Raw genomic sequence first — 19,042 nt, 5'->3', positions numbered from 1 at the left:
CGACGACAGTCACGGGCCAGCGACCCCGGCCGAGCCGGTCAGGTCGGCGAGGTCAGGGTGTCCGACGAGAGTCGGATCCACGGCTCCGACACCGCCGTCACGGATCCGGTCGCGCACGTCCTGCCATTCCTCGTGTCGTCGGGCCACGAGCACCGGCACCCGATCGATCCCGAGCACCCGGGCGATCGCCAGCCGGTGTTGCCCGTTGCGCCGCCAGCAGAGCCTCCCGTCGCGGCCGACGTCGACGGTGATCTCCCCCAGCGTCGGAACCGGCGGCGGTCCCGGGCCGCCATCGCCGCGGGCTGTGAGTTCGGCCTGGGTGCGGTAGCCGTCGGCTCGCATTGCTTCGTACAGCGCTTCTATCTCCCTGGACCGCCGTTCGAACGCCTCTTCGACGTGGCCCCAGGCGTCGCCGAATCGCTCGACCTGATCGCGAACGTGATCCGAAAGCGGCGTTTCCTCCCACGGCTTCCCCTCCCGGAAGCGCAACTCGATCGCCCGCGGGACCGGCCGATCGGCGAACCGGTCGTCGACCAGATCCCAGTCGCCCCCCTCGACGCGACCGATCGGTGGGCGTTCCGGCGCCGGCGGCAGTGCGTCCGCCAGCGGTCGGGCCGGATCGATCCACCGCAGTGCAAGCGGATCGGCGTCGGTCCGCCTGCCGGGACGGAACCCGGCGGACGCGACCGCGGCGTACCCCACGAGCGCTGCGTCCCAGGCGGGCGTCCGGACGAGACGACCCGCGAGGGGCCACACCATCCGCCGCTTGAACGAGGCCCGGAGCCGTGCGGTCCAGCTGTGGGTTCCGGCCACGGTTCGATCGCTCACTGTGGGACGTCCCGCTCGCGACGGTAGAGGATGACCAGCGTACCGATCAACAGCAACTGCACCAGCTTGTCGAACACGCCGATCCCGGGTTCGAACAGGTCAGCAACCACGATGTCGTTGGCGATCCACCACAGCGGGATCTGGATTCCGGTGTACGGGATGCCGACCAGATACAGCAGGCGCCGACGGACGCCAACGAGCAGCAGACCGATGGCGCCGAAAAACCCCAGGCCGGCCGCCAGGAAGCTCCACCCCATCGGGCTGTCGATGAACTCGACGCCCAACCAGAGGTGAATGACGCCCGTCACCGCCGCGCAACCGACGCCGAACCAGTGAAGGCCGGTCAGCGAATCGAAATCGAGCTCGAACTGGACCATGGTCCATGATAGCATCCCGGGATCATAAACGCGACCGTCGAAACGACAGGACTGACGGAACCTCACAGTTCAGCCAGTGCGTCCGCGACGAGCGTTCGGATCTCGGATCGGAACCGGTCGGGCCCGAATCGATCCGTCGGCATCCCGGGACGATCTCCCGATTCGATCGACGCCGAGAGGAGATCGACGGCCTCTTCGAGCGATTCGAAGAGCCTGTCGGATCGGCCATCGAGCACCTCCCGCTGCCCGCCGGCGTCGGGGGCGAACGCGATCATCCCCGCCGCGCGGAACTCCGCGACGCCGATTCCGAACGACTCGTCCGGACGGACGTTCAGCCCGTATCGGTGGGACCGCAGCAGCGCCTCGAGCCGATCCCGCGGGACGTCCGTCTCGAGGTGGACGTACGGCCGTCCTCGTGCCGCCCGACGAACCCGGTCGACGTACGGCCGGTACGCCCGCGGAGCGGTGCCGACCACGTGGAGGTGGAGGTCGTGACCCCGGTCGCGAACGCGGTCGACGACGTCGATCGCCTCGAACGTCCGTCGATCGGGTGCGATCCGTCCGACGACCACCGCTCCGAGCTCCCGCTCCTCCCAGGGCCGTGGCCCCGGGATCGGCCGGACGGGCGGGTAGACGACGGCGGCCGACCGGCCGTAGATCGCCTCGACAGCGTCTGCGGTCCACTCGGAGTTGGCCACGAACGTCGCGTCATCGGGGAGTTCCCCGGGCGTCGGCGCACTTAGTCGGGCCCACAGCCAGTCGAACCGACCTGGGTCGGCGTCGAACCGGTCCGGGAGACGGCCGAGGGAAAACTGCGGGAAGTGGACGTACTGCACGGAGGGTAGCGGAAGCGAGAGTTCGTTGGTGGTGCTCACCGCGAGGTCGTAGCCGTCGGCGTGACGTCGGAAGAACCGCGAGACGAGAGCGCTCCTGGCGGCCATCTGGGGACCGATCTGTGGAGTGAGCGTTCCCAGCGTCCGGGCGATCCGATCGGCCATGGGGGGCTCACAGACCGGAACGTCGACGTCGAGTCCGAACCGCGGCGCCAGTTCGTCGGGGTCGGTTTCCGCGATTGTGAACAGATCGACGTCGTGGCTCCCCCGGTGGCCGGCGTCGAGCGCGTCACAGACCGACAGCGCGACGACGTCGGCGCCGCCCCGGAAATCCAGCGTGTTGTGGACGACCGCCACCCTCGCCATGGTCCAACGGGGGGCGGAACTGCAATCAAGCTCACGGACCGTTCTCGTCTCGGGACCAACCCAGCCGCCCCCTGACCCGAACGTTGATGAGAAGCGCCACACAGTTGGGGACGATGGACCACGCCGAGCCCAGATACCTCGAGGCGAAGCGATCCGTCGACCGGCGGGCGCTCTCGAGGCGGGTGCGCGCGGCACTACTGGCGGGGCTCCCCCGAGCGCCGCGGGTGCTCGAGGCGGGTTGCGGAACAGGGGTGACCGTCCCCCGACTGCTGTCGTGGGGCGTCCGGGCGTTCGACTACCTCGGCGTCGATCGCGACCCCCGAGTGATCGCGTTCGCACGCGACGCTCGTCCGAAGGAGCTCCGCTATCGGGGATACGAGGCGGTCGACACCCAACGCGGCGGACGGATCGAGGCCTCCCGGGAGAGTCGCCCGGTCGAGGTACAGTTCGCCTTCGAGACAGGTGACGCGCTCGAACTGCTCTCGCAACGAGCGAACGAACGCGGCGGGGAGGAACGGACATCGGGCGAACGCGGCGGGGAGGAACGGATATCGGGCGAACGCGGCGCGGACCTCGTCGTCGCGGGGGCGTTCCTCGACGTGGCACCGCTGGAGCCGACGATCGAGGCGATCGAGTCTGCGCTCGCGCCCGGCGGCCTGGCGTACCTGCCGATCACGTTCGACGGCGGGACGCTGTTCGCTCCCGACCACCCGCTCGACGACGCCGTCGAGCGAGCCTATCACGACGCAATCGACGCCGTCGACGGGCGGAACAGCCGTGCGGGACGGGCCGCGCTCTCGCGTCTGGCCGACCGTGACGGCACGCTCCTCGCGGCGAACGCTTCCGACTGGATCGTCCGGCCCCGGGACGGAGCGACTGGCGGGTATCCCCTGGACGAGCGCTGGTTCGTCTCTCGGATCCTCTCGTTCGTCGACGGTGCGGTCGATCCGGCGGCCTCGACGGTTCCGGAACTGGACCGGGACGGATTCGACGACTGGCTTGAGACGCGCCGGCGACAACTCGCGACGGCGGAGCTTGCCTACGTCGCCCACCAGTACGATCTGCTCTATCGGGCGCCGTCGTGAGACGGATTCGGGGGAGATGCCGTCACTGCACCGGCGTCGCCGCGGAACAGGTGGCCTCGATCGGTTGTCCTCGCAGTCAGGCGTCGGCCTCCTCGGTCCCCTCGTTCGTGAAGCTATCGTCGTCGACGACGCCCTCGGACGCGCCCGCCTCCAGCACCTCGCGGTACCGGTTCCGGATCGTGACCTCGCTCACGTTCGCGACGTCGGACACATCGTACTGGGTCACCTCCTCGTCGGTCAGCGTTGCGGCGGCATACAGGGCACTCGCGGCGATTCCGACCGGATGTTTGCCGCTGTGGACCCCTCGTTCGGTCGCGGCGTCGATGAGCTCCCGCGCGCGGCGTTCGGTCTCGTCGGTGCAGCCGAGGTCGGAGGCGAACCGACCGAGATACTCCGCGGGATGGGTCGGGGGGACCTCGAGTTCGAGTTCGCGGGAGAGATACCGGTAGGTCCGTTTCACCTCCATCCCATCGACCCGACTGACCGCTGTCACCTCCTCGATCGACCGAGCGACCCCGTCCAGCCGGGCAGCCGCGTACAGCGCAGCGGTAGCCATCCCCTCGATCGACCGACCCGGAAGTAGATCGTCGTTCAGTGCCCGACGATAGATCGCGCCGGTGGTCTCTCGAACCGGATCGGGCACGCCGAGTGCGGACGCCATCCGGTCGATTTCGCCGAGCGCGTGTTTGAGGTTCCGTTCGTGCGCGTCCTTGGTCCGGAACCGCTCGTCCCACAGCCTGAGCCGCGCGAGCTGCCGTCGCTTTCGGGAATCCAGTGTCCGTCCGTGAGCGTCCCGGTCGTCCCACCCGATGGTCGTCGACAGCCCCCGGTCGTGGAGCAGCTCCGTCGACGGCGCGCCGACTCGGGATTTCTTTTCCCGTTCGGCGGCGTCGTACGCCCGCCACTCGGGACCCGAATCCAGCGCCGCCTCCCTGGTAACCAGCCCGCAGTCGTCACAGACCGTCTCCCCGTCGTCCTCGCGGACGACGAGCGGTCCGGCGCACTCCGGGCAGTTCTCCTGCTCCCGGGTGCCGTGCTCACGCGGTCGCTCTTTCGTCGACTCTCTGATCGACCCCGACTTCGTCACCCGTCTTCACCTCCCGATCGGTGGACAGTCGGTGGATCGCTGGCGAGTCGCTCCCGTATCCTCGCCCGTTCACTCGTAGTCGCGACACATTCCGTCGCAATCGTCTGTTTCGTCCGTGTGGTCCCGTCCGCGCGTTCGATCGTCATGACTGTAGATAACACACCCAATGATGTAAAGTTTATTAGTTCCAAATAACAGTTAACGAAACCAAAAGTAATTATACTCCGTTGCGAACGGTAGACGATCGGGGCCGCCCCACGCGGGGACGTTTAACACCTCGGGTGCCGATAGCCGAGTCATGTCATCGACCGATCGGACCACGGAGCGGGAACTCGACGCCAACCTCTTTATCACCGTTTCGGGGCCGCCGGGGTGTGGGGCGACCACCCTGTGTGAGGGATTGTCGGCGGCGCTGGACTGCGGGTGGGTCTCCGGCGGCGAGGTGTTCCGGGAGATCGCAACCGAGCGGGACCTGAGCCTCTCGCAGCTGACCGCCAGGGCGAGCGAGTCGGACGAACTCGACCGGGCGATCGATCGTCGGCTCCGGACGATCGCCGAGAAGTGGGGGTCGACAAACAAGGCGTTCGTGTTGGAATCGCGTCTCGCCGGCTGGCTCGCCGGCAATCGGGCGGATCTGCGGATCTGGCTGGACGCCCCCGAGGAGGTACGCCTCGAGCGCACGGAGGATCGCGAGGAGCGCGGGGCGGAGATGCAAGTCAGGGAGGTAATCGAAAGCCAGCGGTACGAGTCCTACTACGGGATCGACCTCTCGGATCGGTCGATCTACGACCTGGTCATTAACACGGCCCGCTGGAGCCCGGGGGGAACGCTGGACATCGTGTTGCGGGCCATCGAGGAGTACGACTCGCAGGTCGACGAGGGGGCGTTCCCGACGCCGGAACTGGAGATTTAACAGTTGTTGGCAATTCGATCTTCTTTATTCGGGTCGGAACCCGCAAACTAGCGTTCCACGTTCGAGTACTCCGGTTTCGTATATAAATGCTGGTCATATTGCCAACTACTGTTAAGGCGAACCAGCCCGGGTCGGGTCGCTCACTTTTCGACGTCCAGAAGCGCCACCCGTTCGAGCACGACGTCAGCCAGCCCGCCGTCGACGGCGGCGAGTTCGGCGGTGGAGACGTCGAAGAACTCCCGCACGCGCGTCTCGTCGTACTCGCCGAGCGTGTCGGCGTCGGCGAACAGTGACCCCAGCGCCGCTGCGGCCGCCGATTCGTCGCCGTCGTTCCCGACGACGACGGCGACTGCGGGGGTTTCTCCCTCCTCGATCCCCATCTCCAGGGCCCGATCGATCTGGCGGCGCCCGGCCGCATACAGGAGGATCTCGACGGCCGGATCGCGGGCGATCTCCTCACCGCGGTCGCGGGCGCGCTCGGCGAGCTCGACCGCCCGTTCCAGCTGCTCCCGGGAGACGACGTACCGGGCGTCGAACACCTGGACGATCGCGCCGGTCTCTGCGGTGATCCGGTCGACCGCCGCCAGGAACTCCTCGAGGTCGTCTACGTGGGCGACTCCCTCCACGAGTTTCATTTCACCACCTCCGAACGCGCCGTCATCCGAAATCACCCAGGTTCGACTGGCTCTCGTCGGCCGTGCCTCCCCGCTCGCGACTGCGTCCGCCGTCGCTATCGTCGCCCTCGCCGGCGACCGCGGCCGTCGCCTCGGTGTCCTCGCGCACGCCGTCCATCGATGGGTCCTCCCGGCCGACGTTTTCGAGGATCCGTTCGGCCGTCCGTGGACGCCCCCGCAGCGCCGCCAGCACGACGCTTTTGTCCGCCTCCCGGAGCTCCGTCCGGGTCTCGATTCCGGCCTCGAACAGCCGGCGAGCGCGCTTGCGCCCGACGCCCCGAACGCCCGCCAGATCCAGCAGTTCCTCCCGGACGCCGTACTCGACGCGCTTCCGGGCCTCCCGGACCGGGACGGCGTCGACACCCACCTCGCCGGCCAGCCGTTCTGCCGCCCGCAACAGCCACTCGGCGGTCTCGACTTTCCCGCGGATGTCGCCCGGGCCGACGCCGTATCGCTCCGTGATCCGGTCCTCGTCGACCTCGCTCGCCCAGTCTTCGAGCAGTTTCGCGGTCTTCAGCGCGGCGAGCCAGTCTTCGAACCGAACGTCCTCGAACTCCGAGGGCATCGCCCCGAGGAACTCTCCCTCCCGCTCGTAGGCGAGTTCGGTGTACTGCTCCCGATCGCCGGATTTCAGATACAGTTCGTACATGTCCGGGGTCCGGCTCACAAGGTGGTACAGACCGAGCGCGGTGGGTGGGTCCTCGGTTTCACTCTCCCGGTCTCGCAGTCCGTCGACGATCTCGGCTGCCGACATCGGATCCAGATAGAGCCGGGAGACGGTGTGGCCCAGACTCGTCGCTGTGAGCGTGTCGCCGCCCCCGTCGGTGGCGTCCCGTTCGAGGAACCCGTTCGCCTCGAGGTAGTCGATCACGGTGTCGGTGACGTCCTCGAGCCGTCCGGGATCGGCTGTCTGGGTGGCGTACAGTGTTCGATCGAGGAACGACAGTAGTTCGCTCCGGGAGGCCGCGAAGCCGGAGGCGATCGTCGAGAGGACGTGGGTGCGGAGGGCGGGTTCGGCTGCGAGCTTCGACCGGACGGGCTCGGGGTCGGCCCAGACGTACCGTTCGAACAGTTCGTCCATCGTCTCGGCGTCCGAGGCGAGCAGCACCGCCTCGCCGTACGGATCCAGTCCCGGCCGTCCGGCCCGGCCGCACATCTGGTGGATCTCCAGGGCGTCGAGCGGTTGCATCCCGCCGAACTCGCCGTCGTAGCGCCGCCAGTCCCGGACGATCACCCGACGCGCGGGCGTGTTGACGCCCGCCGCGAGGGTTGGCGTCGCACAGATCACCTTTATCAGGCGCTCGCGGAACGCCGACTCGACGGCCTGGCGGTGGTCGCCGGTGAGCCCAGCGTGGTGAAACGCCGCGCCGCGGGCGACGCAGTCGGCCAGCGATTCGGCGGTGTCGGTGTCAGAGCCGTCGCGGATCTCGGCGGCGAGTTCCTCGAGGCGGTTCCGTTCGTCGGCGGTCAGCCGGGGGTCCGTGACGCCCGCGAGCCGGCGGGCGGCCGACTCGGCGTTGCGCCGGGAGTTGACGAACACGAGCAGGGAGCCGCCCTGGCCGTCGATTTCCTCATCGAGCGTGTCGGCCACGAGCGCTTCGGTCTGTCGCTGTCCCTCGCCGACGGGCACCTCGCGCTGGCTGCCGTCGTCGAAGTTGATCGCGTTGCCGTAGTGGACGCCCATCCGGAGGTCGATCGGTCGCCAGTCGGACCGGACGAGTTCCCCGTCGAGCCAGTCGGCGACGACGTCGGCGTTGCCCACGGTGGCCGACAGCGCAACGGTCTGGAGCCCGGGGTTGATCCGGCGCAGCTTCGCCAGCGTCACCTCCAGCGTCGGCCCGCGGTGACTGTCGTCGACCAGGTGAATCTCGTCGGCGACCACACAGGAGAGATCCGAGAGCCAGCGGGCGTCGTTGCGGACCAGCGAGTCGACCTTCTCGCTGGTGGCGACGACAATGTCCCGGGAGGCGAGCCACTCGCCGTCGGACTCGTAGTTCCCCGTCGAGACGCCGACCGAGACGCCGAACTCCTCCCAGCGTTCGAACTCCGTTTTCTTCTCGTTTGCGAGGGCCCGCAGCGGGACGATGTAGAGGGCGGTCCCTCCGCGCTCGATCGCCGACAGCATCGCGAGCTCCGCGATCAGCGTCTTGCCCGATGCGGTCGGCACCGAGGCGACGAGGCTCTCGCCGTCGAGCAACCCCTTCTCGACGGCCTCCGCCTGTGGCGGATACAGCTCCTCGATTCCCTCCGCTGCGAGCGCCTCGGTCACGCCGTCGGGCAGCCCCGCGAGGGCGGTCGGTTCCATCACCAGGGATTGGTTGCCGATCCCGTTTAAACCGTCGGATGTCGGGTGCCGTCGTCACTCGAGTTTACTTCCGTTCATCGGTCGCCCGAGTCGTCCGGCGTCGCGAAACGCTTTCACCCCTGCCGGACGGGGATACCGCTATGCGAATTGCAATACTCGGCGGCACGGGCGATATCGGCGAAGGGCTGGCGCTCCGGTGGGGCTACCACGCGAACCACGAGCTGGTGATCGGTTCGCGGGAGGCGACCCGGGCGCAGACGAAGGCCGACGCCTACGAGACGGAGCTGGACAGCCGCGGGATCGACGTCACCATCGAGGGACGGGATAACGCCGACGCGGCGGCCGGCGCCGACGCCGTCGTGCTCGCGGTGCCGCCGTATCACGTCACCGACACCGTCGAGGCGGTGGCGTCGACGCTTTCCGACGCCGACGTGGTGATCTCTCCGGCGACGGGGATGAAACGCGACGAGTCGGGCTTTCACGCCCATCCACCCAGTGCTGGCAGCGTCACCGAACTGGCCGCTGGGGCCGTTCCCGACGAGGTGTCGGTCGTCGGGGCGTTTCACAACCTCTCGGCCGGCCGGCTCGCAGACCTCGACGCGGAGCTGGGGATCGACACGCTGCTGGTCGGCGACGACGAGGGCGCAAAGGAGATCGCGACGCTGCTCGCGGAGGACATCGACGGGTTGCGGGCGCTGGACGCCGGCGGGCTCGCGAACGCGGCGGAGGTGGAGGCGCTCACGCCGCTTTTGATAAACGTCGCACAGCACAACGACGGGCTACACGATCTGGGCGTCCGCTTCAGGTGACACGGGGTCTGTTCGGCACCGGCCTTCCGCTCGGGCGTCACTGGATCTCGACGGAGACGTTGCCGTCGGGTGCGAGATCGACGACGCCGTCGAACAGCTCCCGGAACCGATCGACCGTCTCCTCGTCGTGGACCTCCTTCGAGAGGTGAAACAGGCCGACCGCGTCGTGTTCCCCCAGGAGATCGAGGATCTCCGCGGTCGCGTCGAGAACGCCGTCGACGTCGGCGTAGTACGCCATCTCGGTGAGCGAGTCGACCGAGACCCGCCGCTTCCCGGTCGTCGACTCGAGGAACGCCTCCACCTTTGCGACGATCCCTGCGAGGTCGTCCGGCGAGCCGACGTAGTGGACGTCGTCGCTCTTGCGTCGGGAGTAGCCCCGTTCGACGGAGAGGGTGTCGAGGATCTCGGCTTTGGTCTCGTCGACCTCGTAGTGTTCCAGCTTCTGTTCGACTTCGCGGGCGGTGGTTCGGGTGGAAACCACCAGGAATCGGTCGGTGTCGACCTTCAGAAAGCCGGTGTCGACGCGGTCGGTTTCGCCGATGCTCGGGTGCAACAACAGTAGTCCGGTTCCCCCCGGGATCGTTTCCGGCCCGTCCTCGAGTTCGAGGGCGTAATCCATACGACGTGGGTCGCTCCCCAGTAACTTAAGCGTGGACATCAGTGCAGAATGGGGCTCCGGAAGGTTCGGACTCGAGTCCGGTCCGAACCCGTTTTGTTTCGCCCGCCCGTCGCGGACATATGAGCGTTCGCGAGGAGTTCGACGCCTGGGCGGCGGCCGGCAAGGACCGCGGGATGGAACAGCGACACTGGCACACGGCCAAACACGTTCTCGCTCGGATGCCCGTCGAGGCGGGGGAAACGGTACTGGATCTCGGATGCGGCAGCGGCTACTCGCTGCGAGCGCTGCGTGAGACCGCCGGCGTCGGCCGGGCGTACGGACTGGATGGCTCGCCCGAAATGACTCGAAACGCCCGGTCGTACACCGACGACTCGTCGGTGGGGTATCTCGTCGGCGACTTCGGTGATCTCCCGTTTCCCGACGGGAGCGTCGATCACGTCTTCTCGATGGAGGCATTTTATTATGCGGCGGATCCGGACGAAACCCTTCGGGAGGTCGAACGGGTGCTCCGGTCGGGTGGGACGTTCTACTGTGCGGTCAACTACTACGAGGAAAACGAGGCCTCCCACGAGTGGCAGGAGAACATCACCGTCGACATGACCCGGTGGAGCCGGGAGGAGTACCGGCAGGCGTTCCGGGAGGCGGGGCTGTACGTCGTCGAGCAGGACACGATCCCTGACCGGGAAATCGAGATCCCGCCGGCCGAGGAGTTCCCGACTGACGACTGGGAAACCCGCGAGGAGATGGTCGACCGCTACCGGACCTGGGGGACGCTTCTGACGGTGGGCGTCGCACCGTGACTCGCCAGCTTTAACTCGAACTGTAGCCACCGACTCAAAAGACAGATGGCCGACTTCGACGGACTGTGTGTGAGTGATTGTAGCCAGTGTCCCGCGCTTTTGGAGTCGCGCAGCCGGATCGTCAACGGGGTGGGTCCCGCCGACGCCGCGCTCCTGTTCGTCGGGGAGGGACCCGGAAAGAAGGAAGACGAGCGAGGAGAGCCGTTCGTGGGGCGGTCGGGCGACGTGCTCGATGAGGCACTGTCGGCGGCGGCGGTACCACGTCGCGACGTCCGGATCACCAACTGCGTCCGGTGTCGCCCCCCCGACAACCGGGATCCGACCGCCGAGGAACTGGGTAACTGTCGCGAGTTCCTGGAGGGCGAGATCGAGACCGTGGATCCGGAGCTGATCGTCACGCTCGGAAAGGTGCCCAGCGAACACCTCCTGGATCGACCGGTGGCGATCACGTCCGAGGCCGGCGACGTGGTCGACGCCCGAATCGGCGATCGGTCGCGCCGGGTATTGCTGTCGGTGCATCCGGCGGCGACGCTGTACGACCGTGGCCAGCGGGACGGATTCTTCGCGGCGATCGAACGGGCGGCCTCGATCGCCGGCGTGGGATCGTCCGACGGCGAGGGACAGTCCCAGCTCGACCGGTACGGATAGCCGTTCGACCCCCTGTTGGTGCCAGTCGTTTGCGTGGCCCAGTCACGCGGTTTTTTAAGCTCGCGTGGCACACTCCCGGCCGATGGATACCGTCGACTGGTTCGTCCTCGTCGGGCTCATGGCGGTGACGGTGATCGTCGTCGGCGATTACCTCCCGCCGAGCATCGCCGTCGGCATCGTCACTGCGATCGTCACCCTGGCCGGCTATCTGCGCTATCAACGGGGGCGACGCGCCGAGGCCGTCGCCTGGTTCGCGTATCTGGTTCCGATCTTCCTGTTCCCGCTCACGTACGCCGAGGTCGACAACGCCGAAACCGCGGTGATCGGGACGACGCTCGTGGTGACGATCGGGCTCGCCGCCGCGAAGTTCGGCTACGTTTCGGACGAACGAGGAAACACAGACACTGCTGAAAACGCGGAGTAAAAAACGGGGAGGTTGTCCCCGCTCGTTATTCGACGTCGATCCGGTGACCGTCGCCCTCGCTATCGAGGTCAAGCGGCAGGGTCACCGTCAACACGCCGTTGCGGTAGTGGGCGCTCGCCTCGGCTTCGCGGACCGATCGGGGGAGGTCGATGCGGCGGGAGACGGATTCGTGCCGGCGTTCGTGGTGGAGATACGTCTGGCGGCTGCCGCGCTCGCGGGTCATCAGTTCCCCGTCTGCGCCGCGTTCGTCGCCCGAGCGGTGCTCGGACTCGCGTTCCCGCTCGGCGTGGATCCGCAGGGACCCCTCGTCGATCGTCACCTCGATCTCCTCGCGCTCGAAGCCCGGGAGGTCGGCCATCACGACGATTTCGTCGTCGTATTCGGCGACGTCGACGTCCATTCGGTTGTCGTCCATCCGGCTCCACGTCTCTCCCCACGGGCTCCACCCACGGGCGGCGGGGCGCTCGCTCATCCGTTCGAACAGTCGGTCGATGTCCTCAAAGGGCGTGTATCTCATCAGTATTCACCAGGTCGTATATCGGCGCCTCAGGGCTTAAAGACAGCAGAATACTGGATAGCCCGTCGCACGGGTGGTGGTGTGGACAGCCGGGATGTAGTATCAGTAAGGTGGACTTCTTTCAGCTCACGTCGATCGTGTGTCCCCCGTCGTCGCTTTTCAGCTTCGGGAGGGTGATCGTCAACACGCCGTTCGCATACGTCGCCCGGGCGTCTGCCTTGTCGACCTCGACCGGGAGACGGATTCGCCGGGAGACGGCCGTCCGGCTGCGTTCGCGCCGGTGGAATCGCGGCCCGTCGTCCGCTTCCGCTTCCTGTGTTGACTCGACCTCCCGGTCGGCTTCGATCGTGAGCGTCCCCTCCTGTATCGTCACCTCGATGTCGTCCTTCTCGAAGCCGGGGAGATCGGCAGTGACGACCAGTTCGTCGTCGTGTTCGGCGATGTCGACCTTGACGCCCCGGCCGGGAAGGCTCGGATCGAACTGTCCGCCGAACTGGTCGAGTTCCCTGTTCAGCCGTTCGAACAGTTCGTCGATCTCGCTGAACGGATCTCTGTCTGTCATGCTGTTGTTTGTTCGGCGAGAGATCTCTTGAATGTTTACCGGCGGGAGAAAACCCGCCGGGTTTTCGACCGATAGTATCAGTACAACACGTGCATCGTGTCGTAGCTGCCGAGCACGCGGACCCAGCCGTTTTCGGCGATCCGTTCGATCTCCTCGATCGCCTCCCTGGTCCGCTCTTCGTAGAGTCCGGCCTCGGCGTCGAAGTGGAACAGGTAGTCGCCGAGCCGCCGACCGCTGGGGCGCGATTCCGCCCGCGAGAGGTTGATGTCCCGATCGGCGAACGCCTCCAGCAGCTCCAACAGGAGCCCGGGGTAGTTCGCGTTCGGGTAAACGACAAGGGTCGTCTTGCCGCCGGCCTCCGAGCGCTCTGTGACGGGCGCGACAACCAGAAAGCGGGTCGCGTTCGAGGAGCGGTCCTGGATGTCCTCCGCGAGCACCTGCAGTTCGACGCCGTTGTTCGCGTTGTCGGGGTGACCGATCGCGGCCACCGTCGGGTCCTCCCGGGCGCGTTCGACCCCCCGGGCGGTGGAGGCGACCGCCTCCTGGCCGACGTCGGGATACTCGGATTCGAGGAACGATCGACACTGCGCGAGCGCCTGCGAGTGGCTGGCGACGACGTCGAACTCCTCGCCTTGCGCCAGCAGCGCGTGTCGGATCGGGGTGACGATCTCCCTTGTGACGGCAACCTCGCGGTCTGCGAGCGCGTCGAGGCTTTCCGTGACCGACCCTTCGATGCTGTTCTCGATCGGGACGACCCCCCGCTCGAACTCCCCGTCGGCGACCGCCTCGACGATGGCGGTGACCGACTCGCGGAACGCGACCTCCTCGGCGACTGCGCGGGCCGCCCGGTGGGAGTAGGTTCCGGCGGGCCCGAGTGTGACAGCTCTCATCGCTTGTCGGATACACCATCGCGCGGGATAAACGCGTGGGTAACGCGGTGGCTACTTTTGGCGGAGGTGGGGAAACGATCCACCATGGACAGACGACAGTTCATCTGTGTGCTCGGCAGTGCGACGACAGCGGGGCTCGCTGGCTGTACTGCACCGTGGATTGGTCCCGACGACCCCTCAGCGCCGGGGGAGCTGGCGAACCCCGGCTTCGAAGACGGGCTGCTGGCGTGGGTGATCGGCCGCGACCTGCCGGTTGACCCCACCACCGGCCAGTACGTGGCCTCCCGGGCGGGATCGACGACGGACGTCGCCTCGGAGGGAGAGCGTTCCTGCGAACTGTTCGTCGACGGCCGACAGGACAGCGGGACGATCTGGGCCCAGCAGGCGGTCGATCTCACAGGGGTGACCAGCCTTTCCTTCGACGTGTACAGCCCCGAGGAATCGACAGCGACGATCTCCAGGGTCGCGGCGTATGTGGGGCCGCGACCGAACCGTGGCTACCTCCGGGCCGAGCACTTCGATAGTACCCGCCCTGTCGAGGACCACGAGGGCTGGGAGACCGTCGAGTATCCGGTCGACGCGGAGGGTGTCGGTCTCGTGGCAGTCGGGATCTCCGTGGCCCGGCAGGCGGAGATCACCCGCTACGTCGACCACGTTCGGCTGTCGTGACGGTCTCGGAACGGTCGGGAGCACTGCGTGCCGGTCCAGGCTGCTCCGTTCCGCTCGCCAGACTGTTCGGAATTCTGACGTAGCGCTGAAGTGTGTGAACTACGTACATTTATCTGTGATGCCCGACCCGAACCAGCTGCTCCTGCTGGCCGTCGCGGTTGGGCTGCTCCACGTGGTGGTGTTCGCGCTGGTGATACGCTGGTCGGATGCCGCGGACAGCCCCCCCACGGGTGACGGCGGTCTCTCGTCGCTCGCGGGCCGCGAGGGCGAGGCCGGGGCCGAACGATCGGATCGCGACTCGCGGTCGGTGACTGGCGAGCAGGTCGGGCCGTCACTCGACACCGACGAAGCCACCGTCCGCTGTCCCGCTTGCGGTGCAGAAAACGAGGCGGCCTACCAGTACTGTCGGCTGTGCGTCTCCCAGCTTCACGGGGGGGCCGGGGGCGTCGCTGACGGCAGTTCCCCCACGAGCGATCGGATGGGTCGGTGAGCGTTCGATACTGTTCTGCCGGAACTGTGTGCCCTCGTCAGTCCGCTTCGATCGCACAGCCGTCCGAGTAGTCGACCCCGTCGATGTCGTCGATCGGGTCGTCGCCACACACCGGACAGCCTGGGTTCGGCGCGTACGAGACCGTCTCGAAGCTCATCTCCATGGCGTCGTAAAACAGCAGCCGGCCGACGAGCGGCTCGCCTTCCCCGACGAGCAGCTTCATCGCCTCGGTCGCCTGGATGCAGCCGACCGTCCCCGGCAGGGCGCCGAGCACGCCCGTGGTCGCGCAGTCGGGGACGGTCCCCGGATCGGGCGCCTCCGGGAACAGACACCGGTAGCAGGGGCCATCGGGAACGAGCGTCGTCACCTGCCCCTCGAACTTGTAGATGGCGCCGTGGGCGACCGGGAGTCCCTCGAGTCGGGCGACGTCGTTGACGATGTACCGCGTTCGGAAGTTGTCCGAGGCGTCGAGGACGACGTCGTAGCCGGACAGCAGGTCGGCGGCGTTATCGGTTTCGAGCCGGGTTTCGTACGTGTCGACGGTGACGTCGGGGTTGAGATTCTCGACGTATCGGCGGGCCGACTCGGTTTTCGGATCGCCGACGGCGTCGTCGGTGTGGATGATCTGCCGCTGGAGGTTCGAGCGTTCGACGACGTCGTCGTCGACGATTCCGATCGTTCCCACCCCTGCGGCCGCGAGATACTGGATCGCCGGCGAGCCGAGACCACCCGCACCGACGACGAGCACACTGCCCTCGAGCAGCGCCTCCTGACCCTCGGGGCCGATCTCGTCCATGATGATGTGCCGGGAGTAGCGGTCGAGCTGGGTCGAATCGAGGGAGAGACTCATACCGTAGACTTCGCCGTCGACGTTGATAAGTGGATTCGTCCTACACTCCGGGGTCGATCGGGACGAATTCGCGGAAAACCGAGGCTGAATGATGAGGACGTTGTACCGATGGCGAGGGCCGCAGGCCCGAGCCACCGCCCGTTTTGGTCTGCTCACGGACGGAAGCTCCGTGGCATCCAGCAACTCCGTCGGATTTGCGTGACAGCGTTTCGACGAGAGGTGCAGAGCGAACGAAGTGAGCGATGCACCCGACGAAGAAATCGGTGGGTCGAAAATGGTGGGATTTAAAGCCCGCACTTGTTTCAGCTTTTACTATGAAGGTACTCGTTACCGACCCGATAGCCGATGCCGGCATCGAGCGACTCCGCGAGGCTGGCCACGAGGTGGAGACGGCCTACGACGTCGAGGGCGAGGCGCTCCTGTCGGCCGTGTCGGACGCGAACGCCCTGATCGTCCGGTCGGGAACCGAGGTCACCGACGAGGTGTTCGAGGCGGCCACCGAGCTCGTCATCGTCGGCCGGGCGGGGATCGGCGTCGACAACATCGACATCGAGGCCGCCACTGAACACGGGGTAATCGTCGCCAACGCCCCGGAGGGGAACGTCCGCGCAGCGGCCGAACACACCGTCGCGATGGCGTTCGCCACAGCGCGGTCGATCCCGCAGGCGCACATCCGGTTGCGGGACGGCGAGTGGGCCAAAAGCGAGTTCGTCGGCACCGAACTCAACGGCAAGACGCTGGGGATCGTCGGCCTCGGACGGGTCGGCCAGGAGGTCGCAAAGCGACTCGACTCCCTGGGAATGGAGCTTGTGGTGTACGACCCGTACATCTCCCAGGAACGGGCCGCCCAGTTCAACGCGGAACTGGTCGAAGAGCTCGAGGAGTGTCTCGAGCGTGCCGACGTCGTCACCGTCCACACGCCGCTGCTGCCCGAGACCCGGGGGATGATCGGCGCCGAGGAGCTCGAACTGCTCGAGGGGGACCACCTGGTCAACTGCGCCCGGGGCGGGATCGTCGACGAGGCGGCGCTCGCGGCCGCCGTCGAGGACGGCACCCTCGCGGGCGCGGCGATCGACGTCTTCGAGACCGAGCCGGTGCCCGCCGACTCGCCGCTACTGGACGTCGAGGACGTCGTCGTCACCCCACATCTGGGGGCGTCCACCGAGGCCGCCCAGGAGAACGTCGCCGTCGACACCGCAAAACAGGTGCTCGCGGCGTTCCGCGGGGAGCCGGTGGCGAACGCGCTCAACGCCCCCTCGATCGACGAAGCGGCGTTCGACCGCGTCCGACCGTACCTCGACATCGCCGAGACCGCCGGCAAGATCGCGACCCAGCTGCTCGAGGGGCGGATCACCGACGTCGAGATCGTCTACGAGGGCGAGATCGCAGACGAGGACGTCGAGGTGGTGACCGCCTCCGCCCTGAAGGGCGTCTTCGAGCCGCTGGAGTGGCAGGTGAACGCGGTCAGTGCGCCCCGGCTCGCCGACGAGCGCGGGATCGACGTCACCGAGTCGAAACGCCGGCAGGCCGAAGACTTCCAGAGCCTGGTGACGGTCACCGTCGGCAACGGTAACACGTCGATCTCGGTGTGTGGAACCCTCTTTGCGGGCGACGACCCGAGAATCGTTCGCATCGACGGCTTCCGCGTCGACGCGATCCCGTACGGCCACATGCTGGTCGTGCGCAACCGGGACGAACCGGGCGTACTCGGGTTGATCGGCACCGCGTTGGGCGATGCAGGTGTCAACATCGCCGGGATGTTCAACGCCCGCCAGACCGAACGCGGCGAGGCGATCACCGTCTACAACCTCGATCACCCGATCCCCGAATCGGTCCACCAGGAACTGCTCGCCGACGACCGGATCACAGAAGTCAACGAGATCGTCCTCGACGATACTGAGAGCCGGCGCGACGCCGACTGATCGGCCGAACGGCTGTTCCAGCGAGGTCCTCCGGTTTACCACCCGTCGTCGAGGTCCGCCTCGAACGCGTCCAGGATCTCCTCGGTCGTCTCCGAGACGATCGTTTCCATCGCGTCGGGATCGGCGTTCGTCGGATCGCCCAGGCCGCCCTCTTCTGTCACCTCGTCGAAGTAGCTGTACGACCGCGTCTCGGGGAACTCTCTGGTCGTCTGTGGCTCTTTGCGATCCTCGCGAACCAGATCCGGCCGGAACAGCCCGATCACGCTGGTCTCGTGGTCCCCGGCGTGGCCCCAGTCGTCGCCGAACACCTCCTCCAGTTTCTCGCGGGCGAAGTCGGTCCAGTGGACGAAGTGAACCGCGAGGTCGTACTCCCGTCCGAGCCGGTCGGCCGCGAGCTTCAGCGGCTCCCGGTTGCCGCCGTGGCAGTTCAAAAGCAGCAGCCGGGCGACCCCGTGGTCGGCGATCGACGCGCCGATCTCGACGATTACCTCGCGATACGTCTCCGGAGACAGCGTCACGGTGCCCGGGAACCGCATGTGGTGTTGTGAGTAGCCGTACGGGAGCGTCGGCAGCCGGTACAGCTGCAGGTCCCGCCGGTCGGCCGCCTCGACGAGTTCCACGGAGAGGTGATCCGCCCGCAGGCTGTCGACCGACAGCGGGAGATGTCGGGAGTGCTGTTCGGTGCTGCCCGTTGGCAGGACGACCGCGTCCGCCGAGAGGAACGCCTCGCCGGCCTCCTCCCAGGTCATCCCCCCGAGATCGAACGCCGTTTCCGCCGGTCCTCGCGGTGTTGCGTCGTGTTCGTCGGTCACACGTCCGTCCGGGGGCGCCGGGAACAAATACCGTCGGGTGGCGGCGAACGAGCGAGACCTTCATGTTCGACCGGGCCAAATCCGATTCGACTGTGTACCAGCTGGGGCACTACGGGATCGCGCTGCTGTGTTACGCACCCGTCGCGCGGCTATTCGTCGACGCCGGGGAGCCGCAGGCGGCGCTGGCTGGTGGACTGCTCGTCGCCGGCGCCGCAGTTGTGCCTGACTGCGACGAACACCTTCCGATCCCGCACCGGGGGCCGACACACACCGTCTGGTTCGCCGCCGCGGTCGGGCTGCTCGTCGCCGCCAGCGTCGCTGCGCTGGCGGCAGCGACCGGGCTCCGGTTCTCCTGGAGTCCCGTCGCCGGCCTGCTCGCTGCGGGCGCGGTGGTCACACACGTGGCGGCAGACGCAGCCACGCCCATGGGGATCCGACCGTTTGCGCCGCTTTCGGACCGGCACGTGACACTGGATCTGGTCCCGTCGAAACACCGGGATGTGAACGTCTCCCTGTTTCTGTTGGGCGCAGGGGCAGTCGCGATCGCGGCGGTGTTTTAACT

The 19,042-nt window shown here is 67.2% G+C and carries 23 protein-coding genes; 10 read left to right on the top strand and 13 right to left on the bottom strand.

The features are described from left to right. Positions 1–9: 9 nt before the first annotated feature. The 3 genes from AArcCO_RS14635 to AArcCO_RS14625 form a co-directional block, all read right to left on the bottom strand. Positions 10–828: a ParB N-terminal domain-containing protein gene (locus AArcCO_RS14635; protein ID WP_259534229.1), complete on the bottom strand. Its 819-nt coding sequence runs from the start codon at positions 826–828 to the stop codon at positions 10–12. Then, the gene (locus AArcCO_RS14630) at positions 825–1,205 is read right to left on the bottom strand and encodes a DUF7475 family protein (protein ID WP_259534228.1); all 381 of its coding nucleotides are present in this window, start codon (positions 1,203–1,205) and stop codon (positions 825–827) included. Before AArcCO_RS14630 ends, AArcCO_RS14635 begins: the two co-directional genes overlap by 4 nt. Before the next feature lie 62 nt (positions 1,206–1,267). Continuing rightward, positions 1,268–2,404: a glycosyltransferase gene (locus tag AArcCO_RS14625; protein ID WP_259534227.1), complete on the bottom strand. Its 1,137-nt coding sequence runs from the start codon at positions 2,402–2,404 to the stop codon at positions 1,268–1,270. 113 nt (positions 2,405–2,517) lie between these two features. Here AArcCO_RS14625 and AArcCO_RS14620 point away from each other — a divergent pair, with 113 nt between their 5' ends. Beyond that, the gene (locus tag AArcCO_RS14620; RefSeq protein WP_259534226.1) at positions 2,518–3,489 is read left to right on the top strand and encodes a methyltransferase domain-containing protein; all 972 of its coding nucleotides are present in this window, start codon (positions 2,518–2,520) and stop codon (positions 3,487–3,489) included. 76 nt (positions 3,490–3,565) lie between these two features. Here the strand turns inward: AArcCO_RS14620 and AArcCO_RS14615 are convergent, their stop codons facing one another. Next, a complete protein-coding gene (locus AArcCO_RS14615) occupies positions 3,566–4,558 on the bottom strand; it encodes a transcription initiation factor IIB (protein WP_259536466.1) in 993 nt (330 codons plus the stop codon). 14 nt (positions 4,559–4,572) lie between these two features. Further along, the gene (locus AArcCO_RS14610) at positions 4,573–4,722 is read right to left on the bottom strand and encodes a hypothetical protein (protein ID WP_259534225.1); all 150 of its coding nucleotides are present in this window, start codon (positions 4,720–4,722) and stop codon (positions 4,573–4,575) included. Between the two features lie 152 nt (positions 4,723–4,874). Between AArcCO_RS14610 and cmk the strand changes: the two genes are divergently transcribed. After that, positions 4,875–5,489 (top strand): (d)CMP kinase, encoded by a 615-nt coding sequence (gene cmk, locus AArcCO_RS14605; RefSeq protein ID WP_259534224.1) that lies wholly within the window; start codon positions 4,875–4,877, stop codon positions 5,487–5,489. Between the two features lie 140 nt (positions 5,490–5,629). Here cmk and cgi121 read toward each other — a convergent pair whose 3' ends face one another. Together cgi121 and AArcCO_RS14595 are read right to left on the bottom strand one after the other, a co-directional pair. Further along, the gene (cgi121, locus tag AArcCO_RS14600; protein WP_259534223.1) at positions 5,630–6,124 is read right to left on the bottom strand and encodes a KEOPS complex subunit Cgi121; all 495 of its coding nucleotides are present in this window, start codon (positions 6,122–6,124) and stop codon (positions 5,630–5,632) included. Positions 6,125–6,146: 22 nt separating this feature from the next. After that, positions 6,147–8,468 (bottom strand): ATP-dependent DNA helicase, encoded by a 2,322-nt coding sequence (locus tag AArcCO_RS14595; RefSeq protein ID WP_259534222.1) that lies wholly within the window; start codon positions 8,466–8,468, stop codon positions 6,147–6,149. Between the two features lie 140 nt (positions 8,469–8,608). Between AArcCO_RS14595 and npdG the strand changes: the two genes are divergently transcribed. Continuing rightward, complete coding sequence (gene npdG, locus AArcCO_RS14590; RefSeq protein ID WP_259534221.1) at positions 8,609–9,277, top strand: NADPH-dependent F420 reductase; 669 nt, start codon at positions 8,609–8,611, stop codon at positions 9,275–9,277. Between the two features lie 37 nt (positions 9,278–9,314). On the opposite strand, the gene AArcCO_RS14585 is transcribed toward npdG, so the two are convergent. After that, positions 9,315–9,896: a DUF7090 family protein gene (locus AArcCO_RS14585; protein WP_259534220.1), complete on the bottom strand. Its 582-nt coding sequence runs from the start codon at positions 9,894–9,896 to the stop codon at positions 9,315–9,317. A gap of 119 nt (positions 9,897–10,015) precedes the next feature. Here AArcCO_RS14585 and AArcCO_RS14580 point away from each other — a divergent pair, with 119 nt between their 5' ends. The 3 genes from AArcCO_RS14580 (at position 10,016) to AArcCO_RS14570 (ending at position 11,768) form a co-directional block, all read left to right on the top strand. Next, positions 10,016–10,696, top strand: coding sequence for a class I SAM-dependent methyltransferase (locus AArcCO_RS14580; protein ID WP_259534219.1), 681 nt, complete (start codon positions 10,016–10,018; stop codon positions 10,694–10,696). Between the two features lie 45 nt (positions 10,697–10,741). Continuing rightward, positions 10,742–11,344, top strand: a complete 603-nt coding sequence (locus AArcCO_RS14575) for a uracil-DNA glycosylase (protein ID WP_259534218.1) — start codon at positions 10,742–10,744, stop codon at positions 11,342–11,344. A gap of 82 nt (positions 11,345–11,426) precedes the next feature. After that, positions 11,427–11,768, top strand: a complete 342-nt coding sequence (locus AArcCO_RS14570) for a hypothetical protein (RefSeq protein ID WP_259534217.1) — start codon at positions 11,427–11,429, stop codon at positions 11,766–11,768. Between the two features lie 25 nt (positions 11,769–11,793). Here AArcCO_RS14570 and AArcCO_RS14565 read toward each other — a convergent pair whose 3' ends face one another. The 3 genes from AArcCO_RS14565 to pheA form a co-directional block, all read right to left on the bottom strand. Then, positions 11,794–12,285, bottom strand: coding sequence for an Hsp20/alpha crystallin family protein (locus AArcCO_RS14565; RefSeq protein WP_259534216.1), 492 nt, complete (start codon positions 12,283–12,285; stop codon positions 11,794–11,796). Between the two features lie 121 nt (positions 12,286–12,406). After that, on the bottom strand, positions 12,407–12,847 hold the full coding sequence (gene hsp14, locus AArcCO_RS14560) for an archaeal heat shock protein Hsp14 (protein ID WP_259534215.1): 441 nt from the start codon (positions 12,845–12,847) through the stop codon (positions 12,407–12,409). 77 nt (positions 12,848–12,924) lie between these two features. Continuing rightward, positions 12,925–13,737 carry a prephenate dehydratase gene (gene pheA / locus AArcCO_RS14555; RefSeq protein ID WP_259534214.1) on the bottom strand — a complete coding sequence of 271 codons (813 nt, stop codon included), beginning with the start codon at positions 13,735–13,737 and terminating at the stop codon, positions 12,925–12,927. Between the two features lie 84 nt (positions 13,738–13,821). Here pheA and AArcCO_RS14550 point away from each other — a divergent pair, with 84 nt between their 5' ends. Further along, complete coding sequence (locus tag AArcCO_RS14550; protein ID WP_259534213.1) at positions 13,822–14,406, top strand: hypothetical protein; 585 nt, start codon at positions 13,822–13,824, stop codon at positions 14,404–14,406. Between the two features lie 118 nt (positions 14,407–14,524). Beyond that, positions 14,525–14,896 (top strand): DUF7577 domain-containing protein, encoded by a 372-nt coding sequence (locus tag AArcCO_RS14545; RefSeq protein WP_259534212.1) that lies wholly within the window; start codon positions 14,525–14,527, stop codon positions 14,894–14,896. Positions 14,897–14,933: 37 nt separating this feature from the next. On the opposite strand, the gene moeB is transcribed toward AArcCO_RS14545, so the two are convergent. Continuing rightward, positions 14,934–15,746 carry an SAMP-activating enzyme E1 gene (gene moeB / locus AArcCO_RS14540; protein ID WP_259534211.1) on the bottom strand — a complete coding sequence of 271 codons (813 nt, stop codon included), beginning with the start codon at positions 15,744–15,746 and terminating at the stop codon, positions 14,934–14,936. Between the two features lie 314 nt (positions 15,747–16,060). Here moeB and serA point away from each other — a divergent pair, with 314 nt between their 5' ends. Next, the gene (gene serA / locus AArcCO_RS14535) at positions 16,061–17,668 is read left to right on the top strand and encodes a phosphoglycerate dehydrogenase (protein WP_259534210.1); all 1,608 of its coding nucleotides are present in this window, start codon (positions 16,061–16,063) and stop codon (positions 17,666–17,668) included. Positions 17,669–17,703: 35 nt separating this feature from the next. Here serA and AArcCO_RS14530 read toward each other — a convergent pair whose 3' ends face one another. Next, positions 17,704–18,417 (bottom strand): creatininase family protein, encoded by a 714-nt coding sequence (locus AArcCO_RS14530; protein ID WP_259536465.1) that lies wholly within the window; start codon positions 18,415–18,417, stop codon positions 17,704–17,706. A gap of 125 nt (positions 18,418–18,542) precedes the next feature. Here AArcCO_RS14530 and AArcCO_RS14525 point away from each other — a divergent pair, with 125 nt between their 5' ends. After that, positions 18,543–19,040 (top strand): metal-dependent hydrolase, encoded by a 498-nt coding sequence (locus AArcCO_RS14525; RefSeq protein WP_259534209.1) that lies wholly within the window; start codon positions 18,543–18,545, stop codon positions 19,038–19,040. The last annotated feature ends 2 nt before the right edge of the window (positions 19,041–19,042 follow it).

This window comes from Halalkaliarchaeum sp. AArc-CO (assembly GCF_024972735.1).
In the GTDB taxonomy this organism is placed as follows: Archaea; Halobacteriota; Halobacteria; order Halobacteriales; family Haloferacaceae; genus Halalkaliarchaeum.
This window is presented reverse-complemented; position numbering and strand designations above follow the sequence as displayed.

Coding starts and splice junctions, on each gene's coding strand:
- AArcCO_RS14630 (WP_259534228.1), bottom strand. CDS start 1,205: ATGGTCCAGTTCGAGCTCGATTTCGATTCGCTGACCGGCCTTCACTGG.
- AArcCO_RS14625 (WP_259534227.1), bottom strand. CDS start 2,404: ATGGCGAGGGTGGCGGTCGTCCACAACACGCTGGATTTCCGGGGCGGC.
- AArcCO_RS14620 (WP_259534226.1), top strand. CDS start 2,518: ATGGACCACGCCGAGCCCAGATACCTCGAGGCGAAGCGATCCGTCGAC.
- AArcCO_RS14610 (WP_259534225.1), bottom strand. CDS start 4,722: ATGACGATCGAACGCGCGGACGGGACCACACGGACGAAACAGACGATT.
- cmk (WP_259534224.1), top strand. CDS start 4,875: ATGTCATCGACCGATCGGACCACGGAGCGGGAACTCGACGCCAACCTC.
- cgi121 (WP_259534223.1), bottom strand. CDS start 6,124: ATGAAACTCGTGGAGGGAGTCGCCCACGTAGACGACCTCGAGGAGTTC.
- AArcCO_RS14595 (WP_259534222.1), bottom strand. CDS start 8,468: ATGGAACCGACCGCCCTCGCGGGGCTGCCCGACGGCGTGACCGAGGCG.
- npdG (WP_259534221.1), top strand. CDS start 8,609: ATGCGAATTGCAATACTCGGCGGCACGGGCGATATCGGCGAAGGGCTG.
- AArcCO_RS14585 (WP_259534220.1), bottom strand. CDS start 9,896: ATGGATTACGCCCTCGAACTCGAGGACGGGCCGGAAACGATCCCGGGG.
- AArcCO_RS14580 (WP_259534219.1), top strand. CDS start 10,016: ATGAGCGTTCGCGAGGAGTTCGACGCCTGGGCGGCGGCCGGCAAGGAC.
- AArcCO_RS14575 (WP_259534218.1), top strand. CDS start 10,742: ATGGCCGACTTCGACGGACTGTGTGTGAGTGATTGTAGCCAGTGTCCC.
- AArcCO_RS14570 (WP_259534217.1), top strand. CDS start 11,427: ATGGATACCGTCGACTGGTTCGTCCTCGTCGGGCTCATGGCGGTGACG.
- AArcCO_RS14565 (WP_259534216.1), bottom strand. CDS start 12,285: ATGAGATACACGCCCTTTGAGGACATCGACCGACTGTTCGAACGGATG.
- hsp14 (WP_259534215.1), bottom strand. CDS start 12,847: ATGACAGACAGAGATCCGTTCAGCGAGATCGACGAACTGTTCGAACGG.
- pheA (WP_259534214.1), bottom strand. CDS start 13,737: ATGAGAGCTGTCACACTCGGGCCCGCCGGAACCTACTCCCACCGGGCG.
- AArcCO_RS14550 (WP_259534213.1), top strand. CDS start 13,822: ATGGACAGACGACAGTTCATCTGTGTGCTCGGCAGTGCGACGACAGCG.
- AArcCO_RS14545 (WP_259534212.1), top strand. CDS start 14,525: ATGCCCGACCCGAACCAGCTGCTCCTGCTGGCCGTCGCGGTTGGGCTG.
- moeB (WP_259534211.1), bottom strand. CDS start 15,746: ATGAGTCTCTCCCTCGATTCGACCCAGCTCGACCGCTACTCCCGGCAC.
- serA (WP_259534210.1), top strand. CDS start 16,061: ATGAAGGTACTCGTTACCGACCCGATAGCCGATGCCGGCATCGAGCGA.
- AArcCO_RS14530 (WP_259536465.1), bottom strand. CDS start 18,417: ATGACCTGGGAGGAGGCCGGCGAGGCGTTCCTCTCGGCGGACGCGGTC.
- AArcCO_RS14525 (WP_259534209.1), top strand. CDS start 18,543: ATGTTCGACCGGGCCAAATCCGATTCGACTGTGTACCAGCTGGGGCAC.